This is a genomic window from Idiomarina sp. (genome assembly GCF_048260185.1).
In the GTDB taxonomy this organism is placed as follows: Bacteria; Pseudomonadota; Gammaproteobacteria; order Enterobacterales; family Alteromonadaceae; genus Idiomarina.
In genome coordinates this window covers 697,267-709,927 of the sequence record NZ_JBLXHB010000001.1, presented here as the reverse complement: position 1 = coordinate 709,927, position 12,661 = coordinate 697,267, and the positions used below count along the sequence as shown (strand labels likewise).

The window sequence follows — 12,661 nt, the reverse complement described above, 5'->3', positions numbered from 1 at the left end:
TAATAATATGGTGAAGTCACGTCTGGTGATGGCCATTGGGGCGGCATTGTTTGTCGCCTCTTGCGCATCAACCTCTCCTCAGAATACGAATACTGCTGACACGCAGAAAAACACACCAACCATACAAGCTAACTCTCTTGCCAGTGCGCAAGGAACAGCCGCGCTCACCATGGAACAAATTATGGCTGATCCGGACTGGATGGGACGTTTCCCGGAGCAGGCTTTCTGGAGTATGGATGGTGAGGACATTCTTTTTTATCAAAAGCGCGAAGGCAGTGACATTCGTGATCTAATGATGCTTGAGAACGGTGCTGGTGAGCCACAGACAGTGGCGATAGAAAACCTGCATCAGTACGTTGCCGATGAAAAAGTTCATGCAGCTGATGACAGCTTTTTGGCTTATACCTTTGAAGGCAATATCTTTGTTCGTTTCAATGACGGTAGCCTTAGGCAATTAACCCGTGACGATGCTCGCCAGCACAACCTGCAGCCCATGACTAATGGTCAGTTAAGTTACCAGCAGGACAATAACTTCTTCGTCATTGACGTGAACTCAGGGTTAAGCCGCCAGGTTGCTTCATTAGCGTTTAAAGAAAAGCCTAAGGCAAATGAAGAACCTAAAGATTACCTGGCTCGCGAAGAGCAAGAACTTCTTGAGTATGTGCAAAAAGAGCGTAAGGCATCAGAAGAACGTTTTGCTCAGCGTTCCGATTTACAAGCACAAAACGCAACCCTGGCACCAGAGCCTTTCTATCTACCTGAGAATAAAGAGTTGGTATCGGCCGGCTTATCACCAAAAGGTGACTTTTTACTGGTAGCTATTACTGAACCGCAAAGCTGGCGTGATGAAGGCGATATTATGCCGAACTACATCAGTGAAGACGGCCGCGTAAAAAGTGAGAACGTGCGTCGCCGTGTGGCTGATGCTAAGCCGGTTGAACATCAGTTGGTTTTGCTGAACCTAACGAACGGTAGTCAGTCCACTTTAACTTACAACACTTTACCGGGCTGGAACGAAGATGTGCTGGCGGAAGTGAAGCGCGAAAACCTTGAGGCAGAAGGCGAAAGCTATACTTCTGAAGAGAAGCCGCGGCCAATTACCCTGATGTCCGACTGGGGTTGGGATAACGGTGCTATTCAGTGGAACGCGCAGGGCACCGAAGTTGCAGTTATGCTGGAGGCCTGGGACAACAAAGACCGCTGGCTTGCCACGGTTGATACTGCCGGTAAAAAGCTGGTTTCTCAAGACCGTTTACACGACGATGCCTGGATAAACTACACTCACAATGAATTTGGCTGGTTAAATGACAACGAATTGTGGTTTATGTCCGAAGCTGACGGTTACTCTCAGTTGTATGCCACGAGCATTGATGGCAGTACGCGCCAGCTAACTAAAGGCAACTATGTTGTGGAGTCTGCCGACTTAAACCGTAGCGGAGACTATCTGTATTTCCAGGCGAACATTGAACACCCTGGTATCTACGAAGTGTACCGGGTGAAAACCGATGGTAGTGGCGAACCGGAAGCTTTGACTGACCTTGATGGTATGACCGCATTTGAGCTCAGCCCTGAAAGTGACGAGCTGTTGCTGACTCATTCAACACCGTTAATGCCGCCTGAGCTTTATCATAAAGCAGCAAACTCCTCAGAAAAGGCGAAGCGTCTGACGCATACGGTTTCGGAGAAGTTTTTGAGTATTGACTGGACGGCGCCGGAACTGGTCGGGGTTGAGTCTTCTCATGTTGATGAGCCTATTTATACCCGTATCTATAAGCCTGAAGGTTTTGATGAAAACAGAGCCGAAGAATATCCTGCGGTTGTGTTTATTCATGGTGCAGGTTATTTGCAGAATGCGCATATGGGTTGGTCGGGCTATTTCCGCGAGTTCATGTTCCACAGCTTACTGAATAAAAATGGCTATGTGGTTGCAGACCTCGACTACCGCGGTTCAAAAGGTTACGGACGCGACTGGCGTACTGCTATTTACCGTCAAATGGGAACACCGGAAGTTGAAGATCTGGTCGATGTTGCGGGTTATTTAGAAAGTGACTTGAACGTTGATGGCAACAAGCTAGGCACCTATGGTGGTTCTTATGGGGGCTTTTTGACTTTTATGGCCTTGTTTAAAGAGCCTGGTTTATTCGAGGCGGGTTCTGCTTTGCGTCCGGTTACTGACTGGGCTCATTATAACACCAGCTATACGTCAAACATTCTGAATTTGCCGCAGGACGATGCTATTGCCTATCGTCGTAGCTCTCCTATCTACTTTGCCGACGGCTTAGAAGATGCGTTACTTATCAATTCCCCAATGATTGATGACAATGTGTTCTTCCAGGACAGTGTTCGCCTTGTGCAGCGCTTAATTGAGCTGAAGAAAGAAGACTGGGAAACGGCAATTTATCCGGTGGAACCGCACGGTTTCCGTCAGCCCGAAAGCTGGCTGAACGAATACCGTCGGATTTTTAAGTTGTTTGAAGAAAACCTGAAGTAAAGCGAACTTTACTTATCGAAGGGAACGGCGTCACTAATACGGCGCCGTTCTAATTTATAGAGTAATAGTGAGCTCACTAAACCTGCAGCGTGAATGTAGCTGACATGCTCACCAACAAAGTGATCCGGCTGCCAGCCCAGTAACTCGGCAACGACCTTTACCACAAGCGCTATCAGAATAATCCACATCCATTTTTTCCCCGAACGAATGTCTTTAATTAAGCAATAAGCAAGCAGTCCATGCAGAACACCGGATAAACCGACAAAGCTTAAATTAACCGGAATAATCCAGAGCATTAGCGAGGTTGCAACACCGCTTATAAGCAAGGCATTTATTAACCAGCGAGTGCTCCAGTATTCTCGCCAAATGAGTACGATGAGTGTCAGACCAACGAAGTTAAACAACGCATGCCACCAGTCTAAATGAATAAAGTGGGCGCTAATCAATGGCCAGCCTTCAGCCATAACGGTTTCTGAGTTAAAAGCCAACAATGAGTGCCACTGAGGCATCAGTTGCAAAAAAATGGATAAAATCAGAACAAGGATAAGTCCCGCCCAGTATCGATTAAACCTCTCCATTCGTTTCCCTTTTCGTTGCGTCATTGGTTTCTGATTCGTATGATAGGGGAAATTCTTCCCAATATGAATGAGACCTTATGAAGTTCTGGCTACCGACAATAATTGCTGCAAGTGTATTGACTGCCTGCTCGCCTGTATCTGAACAAGAAACCCGTGAACCTGAAGCTGCAACAGGCTTTGCTGAGAAGAGTGCGGTAACTGCCGATAAATTTATGGTTGCCGCAGCTAACCCGCATGCGGTTGATGCGGGCTATGAAGTATTAAGGCGTGGTGGTTCTGCCGTTGATGCCGCTGTTGCCGTACAGGCTATGCTGGGGTTGGTTGAACCTCAGTCATCGGGGCCGGGGGGCGGTGCGTTTATTCTGTATTGGGATAACGAAGAGAGCAAGCTGTACAGCATAGATGCGCGTGAGACTGCTCCTATGGACGCTACTGAGTCTTTGTTTCTGGATGAAGAAGGTAATGCGCCTAAGTGGATTGACGCCGTCGTCGGTGGCCGTTCAGTCGGGACACCTGGAGTCATTCGCGGCCTGGAATTAGCTCATAAACGTTGGGGCAAAGCGGATTGGTCGTCACTTTTCAGTCAAACTATTGAACTTTCAAAAGAGGGTTTTGAAGTATCTCCGCGACTGGCTAAGTTGGTTGAGATGGAAATTAACCCCGGTGTTAAGAAAATGCCAGCAGCCAGTAACTACTTTTTCCCCAATGGCGAGCCATTAGCAGCGGGTTCCACTCTCAAAAACCTGGACTATGCAAATAGCCTGAGTCTTATTGCTGAACAGGGTGCGGATGCACTTTATCAGGGCGAACTGGCCGAAAAGATCGTGAATGCGGTACAAAACAGTCCGATAGAGCCTGGTGTCTTAAGTCTTAAAGATTTAAGCCAATACAAAGCCAAACTGCGCGAACCGGTATGCAGCGTGTATCGACAGTATCAGGTTTGCGGTATGGGGCCGCCAAGCTCAGGGGGCATTACGACATTGCAGACCCTGGGTGTGCTGGAGAACTTTGAATTAGGTGAACTTGAACCTAATTCGGAACAATTTGTGCATTTGTTTACTCAGGCTTCACGGATGGCTTACGCTGACAGGAATCAATGGATTGCGGATCCTGACTTTGTAGAGATGCCAGTTGAAGCCATGCTGGACAAAACTTATTTGTCGAGCCGGGCAGATAAAATTACCGAAAATGACATGGGTAAGGCAAAACCGGGAGTTCAGCTGCAACCCGGATATGAGCAGGATATTGCTTATGAACTGCCAAATACCAGCCATGTTTCAATAGTTGATGCTGAAGGCAATGTATTGTCTATGACGACCAGTATTGAAATGGGCTTTGGCTCAACAGTCATGGCTGGCGGTTTCTTGTTAAATAACCAATTAACGGACTTTTCTCTGGCGCCGGGCGATGGTAAAGAAAAGTATGCCAACAGAGTTGAGGCGGGTAAACGGCCCCGTAGTTCAATGGATCCCATTATTGTACTGGACGAAAAGGGTGAACAGGTTTTACACGCTTTGGGTTCTCCCGGTGGTAGCCGAATTATTAATTATGTCAGCCAGACACTAGTTGGCATGCTGGACTGGAACCTTAATGTGCAGGAAGCTATCAATCTTGGTCACGTAACCAATCGTAATGACTACACCTCGCTGGAAAAAGGCCGGGACATAAGTGAACTGAAAGCGGTTTTAGAAAAACGCGGACATGACGTCAAAGTTATTGATTTAAATAGTGGCTTACACGGAGTCAGTATTGATTCAGACGGCACTCTCATAGGTGGTGCTGACCCACGTCGCGAAGGTGTGGCAAAAGGAGAATAGCAGGCGATGAAAATTATAAAACTGTTGATTTTGGCTTGCGCTGTAGTGACGTTATCTGCATGCGGAGACGACGAACCTATTAACTATGCGCAGGCTCAACCCGAAGAAGTGATTCATGGATTTTACAAGTCAATTTATACGGACGGGGATTTAGAGCAAGCTAAGCAGCTTTCTTCAGAACGAATGGCTGACTTAATTAATCATTATGGCGCGGTTAGTGCGGTTCAGAGGTACGTTCTTGGCCGCTATTTTGAAACCGTTGAAATTGAAGTGGAAACCAACTCTTTTACCGATTACTTAAATAATTCGGAAGATTTACGAGTAACGGTCATTTTTGACGGCTATCACAACGGTGAGAGAGCGAAGGACAGCCGTGATGTGGTACTGATTAAAAGGGACGATGCCTGGGTCGTTGATAAAATTCTGGATACCCGATATCGCCCTTAATTGTTTTACGCTTCTTTTTTCTTATCGGTATAAGGTGGCCAGCCCATTTGTTTTCCGGCCAGCATGTGTAGATGAATGTGATACACCGTCTGGCCACCATACTCATTACAGTTCATGACTAACCGGTAACCGTCTTGTGCAAAATTGTGTTCCGTTGCTAATTTCGCTGCAACCACATACAAGTGGCCAACCAAAGCCGCGTTGTCTTCATTAATGTCGTTTGCAGTCGCAATAGGTTGTTTGGGAATGATCAAACAGTGGAACGGGGCTTGTGGATTTATGTCTTTAAACGCAAGCGCTTTGTCATCTTCGTAGATAATGTCCGCAGGGATATCACGGTTAATAATTTTTGTGAAAATCGTTTCTTCTGCCATTGTCTTACCCTTATTACGCTATTTTAGTCTATGGTAACTATAGCATTGGGCATCGACAAATTCAGTTGAGGTTTTCGGACAGCTTATATTGGCTGGCGGACTTTCCCGAAAACAACAGGTCCACCATTGGGTGTTGAATTGCCTGTTCTGAAAAGTCGGCTTCTAAACTGCTTTCACTAACATAAGTTTGAATTGACGAGTTGTTAACTAAAATATGGTACCAGGGCTGGTCTTTTGCCGGTTTAGAGGTCGCCATTTTATTGTACCAGCTGTCAGATAGTGTAAAGCACGGGTCAGCATCAATAATCACGCCACGGTAACCGTAAAGGCTGTGTGTAATAAGTTGACCAATTGAAAACTTCGCTTCTACCATGATGACGCTTCCATGTTACCCGATAATGTTTTTTTATCGGCTAAGGCGTGCTAAAACTTAAGTGAGATTTGCACTTAATATACAAATAAGAGGGCAACATGCTGGAATCCCCGGAAAATCGACATTTTATGCGAATGGCAGTCAATGCGGATGTAAAGGTTACTCTTAAAAATGAAAAGGGAGAGCAGCAGTTACAGGGAGTTTGTCTGGATTTAAGCGCGGCGGGTTTGTCTTTGCAGTTACCTGCAAGTGTAGAAATTGGCGATAGTTTATTTGCTGAAATTGGCTCGTCTGGTTCGATAGCTCCTTTGAAAGTTACCGCTGAAGTCGTTCGCAGTCAGAGACTGGAAGACAGCAGCGGCGATTTTATTCTGGGTTGTCGCATTATATCAATGGACTAGCAGCCCGGCTGATTACATTATTCTCATACCGGGTTTGGCACCGTCGTGCGGGTTAAGAATGTAGATTTCATCTTTGCCTGGCCCCGCAGCAAGCACCATACCTTCAGATAAACCAAAGCGCATTTTGCGAGGTGCTAAGTTCGCAACCATAACAGTTAATTGACCTTTTAATGCTTCAGGAGCATAAGCTGACTTAATACCGGCAAATACCTGACGAGTTTCGCCACCCAAATCCAACGTAAGTTTCAATAACTTATCCGCGCCCTCGACGTGCTCAGCGTTGGCTATACGGGCAACGCGTAAATCGACTTTAGCAAAATCGTCAAAGCTGATTTCATCGGCAATGGGTTCTTTTTTCAACTCGTCGTTGGCTTCCACAGCAGGGGCTTGTGAAGCTTGCTCTTCTTTTGATGCGTCAATCATGGCGTTTACGTCGTCCATTTCAACACGCTGCATAAGCGCTTTAAATTTATTTATCGGGTGCTCTGTTAAAGCCGTTTTATGGCTTTCCCAGGTGAATGTATCGTTCAGGAAGTGCTGCACTTCTTCGGTTAGCTTAGGCACGACCGGAGCTAAGTAAATCATTAACGTCCGGAACAGGTTGATACCCAGCGAGCAAATTTCGTGAACTTCCTGTTCGCTATCTTCCTGCTTAATTAACTGCCAGGGTTCTTTATCAGCAATGTACTGGTTAGCGCGATCAGCCAGCGCCATAATGTTGCGCATGGCGTGTGAAAACTCACGCTTTTCATAAAGTTCAGCTATGTTGTCACCGGCTAGCTGAAAGTCTTCTAACAATGCTGAGTCAGCTACGTTAGCTGAAAGCTTTCCGTCGAATTTTTTCTGAATAAAACCGGCACAGCGGCTGGCAATGTTAATCACCTTGCCAACAAGATCAGAATTGACCCGTTGCGCGAAGTCAGTCAGGTTTAAGTCGAGATCATCAATACGGCTTGTCAGCTTGGCCGCAAAGTAATAACGCAGATATTCCGGGTCAAGATGCTCGAGGTAAGTGCGAGCCTTAATGAATGTCCCTTTAGACTTAGACATTTTAGTTCCGTTAACCGTAATAAAACCATGTGCCCAGACATTGGTTGGTTGACGGAAATCGGCGCCTTTCAACATGGCAGGCCAGAATAAGCTGTGGAAATAGATAATGTCTTTACCAATAAAATGATAAAGCTCGGCTTCGCTGTCGGCTTGCCAATACGTGTCCCAGTCCGCTTTGCCTGTGGTTGTGCAGTAGTTTTTAAAGCTACTCATGTAACCTATTGGCGCATCCAGCCATACGTAAAAGTATTTATTTTCGGTGCCGGGAATTTTAAAGCCAAAGTAAGGTGCGTCGCGGGAAATATCCCAGCGCTGCAAGCCTTGTTCAAACCATTCGTTGAGCTTGTTCGCCATTTCGTTTTGCAATGAGCCAGAGCGTGTCCAGCTTTTTAGCATGTCGCCAAATGCAGGCAGGTCGAAAAAGTAGTGTTCTGACTCACGCAGTTCGGGTTCCGCACCAGAAACCACTGACTTCGGGTTTTTCAGGTCGGTTGGTGCATATGTTGCACCACAAACATCACAGTTGTCGCCGTACTGGTCTTCTGCGCCACAATCCGGACACTCGCCTTTAACAAAGCGGTCGGGCAGGAACATCTCCTTTTGTGGATCATACAGCTGTTCAATGACTTCGGTTTTAATATGCCCGGCTTTATCAAGACGCGTGTAGATAGTCTCGGCCAATTCTCGGTTCTCGTCACTGTGTGTGCTGTAGTAGTGGTCAAAACCGACTAAAAAGTCACTAAAGTCGGATTCATGCGAGCGCTGCATGTCGCCAATCATTTGTTCAGGCGTTATACCCAACTGCTGGGCTTTCAGCATAATAGGTGTGCCATGCGCATCGTCAGCACAGACGAAGTGGCATTCGTTACCGCGTAGCTTTTGAAAGCGTACCCAGATATCGGCCTGAATATAACCTAACATGTGACCGATATGGATAGGTCCGTTAGCGTAAGGCAGTGCGTTGGTAACCAGTATTTTACGTGCGGATTGGCTCATGCGAAAATCTGCTTCCGTTTTGTTGATTAATCGAATGTAAACCCCAAAGTTCTATGCCGCTCATGTTAGCATAGCTCTTGGCTGATACACAGATCCCCGAGGTTGATGATGAAAGATTTTACTCACCCCTTATTGCCGAATGGCATACCCGATAACTGGGTAACTGGCTCTGGTAAGCAACGGGTGTTGAACTTGCCTTTTGTTGCTGGCGAGTCCTTGCTCAAAGCCATGCAGAAAGATTCTGAACTGGGCGAGTTTGACTGGCAGCTTAACTGTCAGATCAAAAAACTGAAGAACTCACAGCCGGAATTACCGCTTACCACCGGTAATGTCATTGTTGTCTCCTCCGGCAAAGGCGGAGTGGGGAAATCCTCTGTGAGTGTGAATCTGGCATTAGCTTTGTCACAGCTAGGCGCCAAGGTTGGTTTGCTGGACGCCGATATTTACGGGCCGTCAATTCCGACCATGCTTGGCGGTGGCGGTTCAGAGATGGAGTTGACCAGGAACAATAAAATGATGCCTTTAGAGCGCCACGGATTGCATGTACATTCGCTGGGGTACCTGGTTGAGGACAATGATGCGACTATTTGGCGCGGCCCTATGGCAAGTGGTGCTCTTCAGCAACTATACAAAGACACAGCCTGGCCGACGCTTGATTATCTCATTGTGGATATGCCGCCGGGTACTGGCGACATTCAGCTGACTATGGCGCAAAAGTTACCGGTAACGGGCGCGGTGGTAGTAACTACACCTCAAACCGTTGCGCTTAAGGACGCAGAAAAAGGCGTGGCTATGTTCGAGAAGCTGAATATTCCGCTCATAGGCATACTGGAAAACATGAGTTTTTACCAATGCCCGTCGTGTGGACATGAAGATGCGGTTTTTGGCAAAAACGGCGGCGCGGTTATGGCAACTGAGCACAACTTACCGTTATTGGGTCAATGGCCTTTGAACAGCGAGCTGCGCGAGAGTCTGGATGGTGATACACCACTCTTGATAGCGCAGCCGGAACACCCGTTAAGTCAGCTAATTTTAAATTCAGCGCAACAAGTTGCAGCAAACCTCTATTATCAGCAAGAAAATTCGTTATAGTACTGGCCTTAAGGTCTTAAACGACAACACGGAGAACGATGAACGATGCGCCTAAACGACACTGAAATAGAACAGCATTTGAAAGATGGAATTATAGGTGTCGAACCTGCACCCCAAGCCAATAATATCTCAGGCGTTACACTAGATATTCATTTAGGCAACGATTTTCGTGTGCTGCAGGATCATGCGGCACCTTTTATTGATATTAGCGGCTCGCGTGAAGCTATTGAAGCGGCAATTCAGGAAGTCATGAGTGATGAAATTGTGCTTAAAGATGACCAGGCCTTTTTTATTCACCCGGGCGAATTTGCTTTAGCGGTAACGCACGAATCTATTACTTTGCCGGCCGATATGGTGGGCTGGTTAGACGGTCGCTCGTCATTAGCGCGTTTAGGATTGATGGTACATGTAACGGCTCACCGCATTGATCCGGGCTGGTCAGGACAAATTGTTCTGGAGTTCTTTAATAGCGGTAAGTTACCTTTGGCGTTACGGGCGGGTATGAAGATAGGCGCTATTAGTTTTGAGAAGCTCAGTGGCCCTTGTGCAAGGCCTTACAACAAGCGTGAAGATGCTAAATATCGGGATCAACACAGCGCCGTGGCTTCGCGTATTTCAGCTGACGGAGGCTAAGCACTCTCCACCAGGAGTTGTTTCGCGGCTTCTTCCAGTTTAGCCAGTAAATTGCTCGTGTTATGGCGGTAGTAGACATCTTCATCGCTCTGCAAACCGCCAATAACCGGTAACTTCAGGCCATTCTCTTTTTTGTTGCTTAAAACTAAGTCGACAACCTGCTTACCCAGCTGCTTCTCGATAAAGCCGACTTTTTCAGCCAGGCTGAGTTTGCCGGCAGGACCGTTTTCATCCACCAGGTTATCAATAAACACCACTTTGGCCTGAGTTGTCCGTAAGGCATCGCGAATACCGCTAACGAGTAACGGTGGCATAACCGAGGTCATGAAACTTCCCGGCCCCAGCAATATTAATTGACTGCTGCGAATATGGCGTATTGCTTCGGGGGTTGCAGTAACGCTGCCGGACAAAGACAGCTTACGTGGCATAACCGGCAGTTTATCAATACGTATTTCGCCATGACACTGAATGCCATCGTTGGTTGTCGCAATGAGGTCGGTCGGGCATTCAGACATAGGAAGTATGCGATTATCGACGTTCAGTAAGCGACTTAAGAGCTGTATGCCATCTAACGGGCGGGCACTGAGCTGGTCTAGCGTATAAAGCAGCAGGTTACCAAAGTTATGACCATGCAGTGACGATGTGCAATCAAAACGATAATTCAGTACTTCGGCCGCTAGTGGTTGTTCTACAAGTTGTGACAGGCAGTTGCGGATATCACCCCAGGCAATGCAGTGTTGTGACTCACGTAACAAGCCGGTTGCGCCGCCGTTATCTGTGGTTGCTACAATACCGACTAACTTATGTTTCATAAACGACAGCGTCGACAGTACCCGACCCAGACCGTGGCCACCGCCTATTGCGGTGATACGTCGTAAAGAATGAAGTTGCATGTGGCTTCCTTTGCTGCCAATGGCCAAACGTTGCGACCTTAGCTGATTTATTATGAGTTATGCAAGCCTCGCTGACTGTGTAACAATCTATTTAGCAGGAGGATGTATGCCAATAGTTTTTGATAACCGCTTTGCCCGTAAGTTCCCGGAAATTACAACTCGTCAGCCAATAAAGCCCGACGGTGAGGTCAGTTTACGTTGGTTAAGTAGCCAGTTATGGGCTGAGTTAACCGATGGGGAAGCGCCACCGGCTGAGTTGTCTCAGTGGCTGGGAGGGCTTGATTCCTGGCCGGGAACTGAACCTGTTGCACAAAAATACGCAGGGCACCAGTTTGGACATTTTAACCCTTATTTAGGCGATGGTCGCGGCCTATTGCTGGGTCAGGCTGCAGTGGGGGATAAAATAACCGATATCCATATAAAAGGTGCCGGACCAACCCCATACAGCCGGGGGGCAGATGGCAGGGCGGTGTTGCGCTCTTCGATACGTGAATTGCTGGCAAGCGAAGCGCTGCACGCGCTAAATATTCCGACAACGCGTGCTTTGGCCTTAATTTCGACACAAGGGAAGATACAACGGGAGCGGGTCGAACCCGGCGCGATGCTAGCTCGCACAGCGACGACGCATGTGCGCTTTGGTCATTTTGAGCACTGCTTTCACCGAGGGCTGGAAGACACCATGCGCAACCTTTGGCAGGACACAATAGAAGTAACCTGGCCACACTTAGCGGATGCGGATATCGCGGAACAATTTTCGCAGGTGGTAAAAAGTACCGCTGAGATGATTGCTGCCTGGCAGGCTTATGGTTTTATTCATGGTGTAATGAATACCGACAATATGAGTTTAGCGGGTGAAACCTTCGACTTTGGCCCCTACGCCTTTCTGGATAATTACCAGCCCGAAAAGATTTTTAACCATACGGATGCAGGCGGGCGCTACGGTCTTTTGCAACAACCCGGGGTAGGGCTCTGGAATTTGCAGCGACTGGCTCAGGCAGTTAGCCCCTTAATTGAGGCGGATAAATTGCGGGCTGCGCTGGACACTTACGAACCGGAACTTCGAAAAGCTTACTTAAACCGAATGACAAAACGTCTGGGTATGTCGTCAGTACCTGCCAACGAGAGAATGCAGTTGGTCGGTGGCTGGTTAAGTCTGCTGGAGGTGAACCAGGCCGACTATCAACTGGCGTTCCGCGACTTAATTGACTCGCTTGAAGCGAAAGAGCCAAGAGGATTACTGGCACAAAGCGGTGACAGCTGGTGGCAGGAATACAATAACGCGGTAAACGGAAAAAGTGATATTGACGTGATGAAGCAAGTTAACCCCTGGGTTATTGTCAGAACACACCATGCGCAGCGGGTAATTGATGCTGCAGAAGCCGGTGAAGACTCTTTATTACACGATTATATGCGGGCTTTAATGAACCCCTTTTCTGAACGTTTACGCGAAAGCTCCTGGGCGAAGCCGCCAACGCCTGAGGAGCAGGTCTCTGAACTGTCCTGCTCAAGTTGAGGT

General features: G+C 47.5%; 12 protein-coding genes. 7 read left to right on the top strand and 5 right to left on the bottom strand.

Annotated elements, in window-relative coordinates; genetic code table 11:
- Positions 1-7: 7 nt before the first annotated feature.
- The gene (locus ACN0RF_RS03490; protein ID WP_417438076.1) at positions 8-2,491 is read left to right on the top strand and encodes a prolyl oligopeptidase family serine peptidase; all 2,484 of its coding nucleotides are present in this window, start codon (positions 8-10) and stop codon (positions 2,489-2,491) included.
- An 8-nt stretch (positions 2,492-2,499) separates the two neighbouring features.
- Here the strand turns inward: ACN0RF_RS03490 and rrtA are convergent, their stop codons facing one another.
- Complete coding sequence (rrtA, locus tag ACN0RF_RS03485) at positions 2,500-3,069, bottom strand: rhombosortase (RefSeq protein WP_417438075.1); 570 nt, start codon at positions 3,067-3,069, stop codon at positions 2,500-2,502.
- 77 nt (positions 3,070-3,146) lie between these two features.
- Between rrtA and ggt the strand changes: the two genes are divergently transcribed.
- Positions 3,147-4,886, top strand: a complete 1,740-nt coding sequence (ggt, locus tag ACN0RF_RS03480; protein ID WP_417438074.1) for a gamma-glutamyltransferase — start codon at positions 3,147-3,149, stop codon at positions 4,884-4,886.
- A 6-nt stretch (positions 4,887-4,892) separates the two neighbouring features.
- Positions 4,893-5,333 carry a hypothetical protein gene (locus ACN0RF_RS03475; protein WP_417438073.1) on the top strand — a complete coding sequence of 147 codons (441 nt, stop codon included), beginning with the start codon at positions 4,893-4,895 and terminating at the stop codon, positions 5,331-5,333.
- Positions 5,334-5,338: 5 nt separating this feature from the next.
- Here the strand turns inward: ACN0RF_RS03475 and ACN0RF_RS03470 are convergent, their stop codons facing one another.
- Positions 5,339-5,707 (bottom strand): histidine triad nucleotide-binding protein, encoded by a 369-nt coding sequence (locus ACN0RF_RS03470; RefSeq protein WP_417438072.1) that lies wholly within the window; start codon positions 5,705-5,707, stop codon positions 5,339-5,341.
- 61 nt (positions 5,708-5,768) lie between these two features.
- The gene (gene hspQ, locus ACN0RF_RS03465; RefSeq protein WP_011233965.1) at positions 5,769-6,080 is read right to left on the bottom strand and encodes a heat shock protein HspQ; all 312 of its coding nucleotides are present in this window, start codon (positions 6,078-6,080) and stop codon (positions 5,769-5,771) included.
- A 98-nt stretch (positions 6,081-6,178) separates the two neighbouring features.
- On the opposite strand from hspQ, the gene ACN0RF_RS03460 reads away from it, so the two are divergent.
- Positions 6,179-6,481, top strand: a complete 303-nt coding sequence (locus tag ACN0RF_RS03460; protein ID WP_417438071.1) for a PilZ domain-containing protein — start codon at positions 6,179-6,181, stop codon at positions 6,479-6,481.
- A 12-nt stretch (positions 6,482-6,493) separates the two neighbouring features.
- On the opposite strand, the gene metG is transcribed toward ACN0RF_RS03460, so the two are convergent.
- On the bottom strand, positions 6,494-8,527 hold the full coding sequence (gene metG / locus ACN0RF_RS03455) for a methionine--tRNA ligase (RefSeq protein ID WP_417438070.1): 2,034 nt from the start codon (positions 8,525-8,527) through the stop codon (positions 6,494-6,496).
- Between the two features lie 105 nt (positions 8,528-8,632).
- On the opposite strand from metG, the gene apbC reads away from it, so the two are divergent.
- Together apbC and dcd are read left to right on the top strand one after the other, a co-directional pair.
- Positions 8,633-9,619 (top strand): iron-sulfur cluster carrier protein ApbC, encoded by a 987-nt coding sequence (apbC, locus tag ACN0RF_RS03450; protein WP_417438069.1) that lies wholly within the window; start codon positions 8,633-8,635, stop codon positions 9,617-9,619.
- Positions 9,620-9,664: 45 nt separating this feature from the next.
- The gene (dcd, locus tag ACN0RF_RS03445; protein WP_011233961.1) at positions 9,665-10,252 is read left to right on the top strand and encodes a dCTP deaminase; all 588 of its coding nucleotides are present in this window, start codon (positions 9,665-9,667) and stop codon (positions 10,250-10,252) included.
- Here the strand turns inward: dcd and ACN0RF_RS03440 are convergent.
- Positions 10,249-11,145, bottom strand: a complete 897-nt coding sequence (locus ACN0RF_RS03440) for a gluconeogenesis factor YvcK family protein (protein WP_417438068.1) — start codon at positions 11,143-11,145, stop codon at positions 10,249-10,251. The two genes, dcd and ACN0RF_RS03440, sit on opposite strands and share 4 nt — an antisense overlap.
- 106 nt (positions 11,146-11,251) lie before the next feature.
- On the opposite strand from ACN0RF_RS03440, the gene ACN0RF_RS03435 reads away from it, so the two are divergent.
- Entirely contained in the window at positions 11,252-12,658 is a 1,407-nt protein-coding gene (locus tag ACN0RF_RS03435) for a protein adenylyltransferase SelO (RefSeq protein ID WP_417438067.1), read from the top strand.
- Positions 12,659-12,661: the final 3 nt, after the last annotated feature.

Bases quoted from the DNA above. Each gene is read 5' to 3' on its own strand.
- ACN0RF_RS03470 (WP_417438072.1), bottom strand. From the start codon at position 5,707: ATGGCAGAAGAAACGATTTTCACAAAAATTATTAACCGTGATATCCCT.
- metG (WP_417438070.1), bottom strand. From the start codon at position 8,527: ATGAGCCAATCCGCACGTAAAATACTGGTTACCAACGCACTGCCTTAC.
- hspQ (WP_011233965.1), bottom strand. From the start codon at position 6,080: ATGGTAGAAGCGAAGTTTTCAATTGGTCAACTTATTACACACAGCCTT.
- ACN0RF_RS03460 (WP_417438071.1), top strand. From the start codon at position 6,179: ATGCTGGAATCCCCGGAAAATCGACATTTTATGCGAATGGCAGTCAAT.
- apbC (WP_417438069.1), top strand. From the start codon at position 8,633: ATGATGAAAGATTTTACTCACCCCTTATTGCCGAATGGCATACCCGAT.
- ggt (WP_417438074.1), top strand. From the start codon at position 3,147: ATGAAGTTCTGGCTACCGACAATAATTGCTGCAAGTGTATTGACTGCC.
- dcd (WP_011233961.1), top strand. From the start codon at position 9,665: ATGCGCCTAAACGACACTGAAATAGAACAGCATTTGAAAGATGGAATT.
- ACN0RF_RS03435 (WP_417438067.1), top strand. From the start codon at position 11,252: ATGCCAATAGTTTTTGATAACCGCTTTGCCCGTAAGTTCCCGGAAATT.
- ACN0RF_RS03475 (WP_417438073.1), top strand. From the start codon at position 4,893: ATGAAAATTATAAAACTGTTGATTTTGGCTTGCGCTGTAGTGACGTTA.
- ACN0RF_RS03490 (WP_417438076.1), top strand. From the start codon at position 8: ATGGTGAAGTCACGTCTGGTGATGGCCATTGGGGCGGCATTGTTTGTC.
- ACN0RF_RS03440 (WP_417438068.1), bottom strand. From the start codon at position 11,145: ATGCAACTTCATTCTTTACGACGTATCACCGCAATAGGCGGTGGCCAC.
- rrtA (WP_417438075.1), bottom strand. From the start codon at position 3,069: ATGGAGAGGTTTAATCGATACTGGGCGGGACTTATCCTTGTTCTGATT.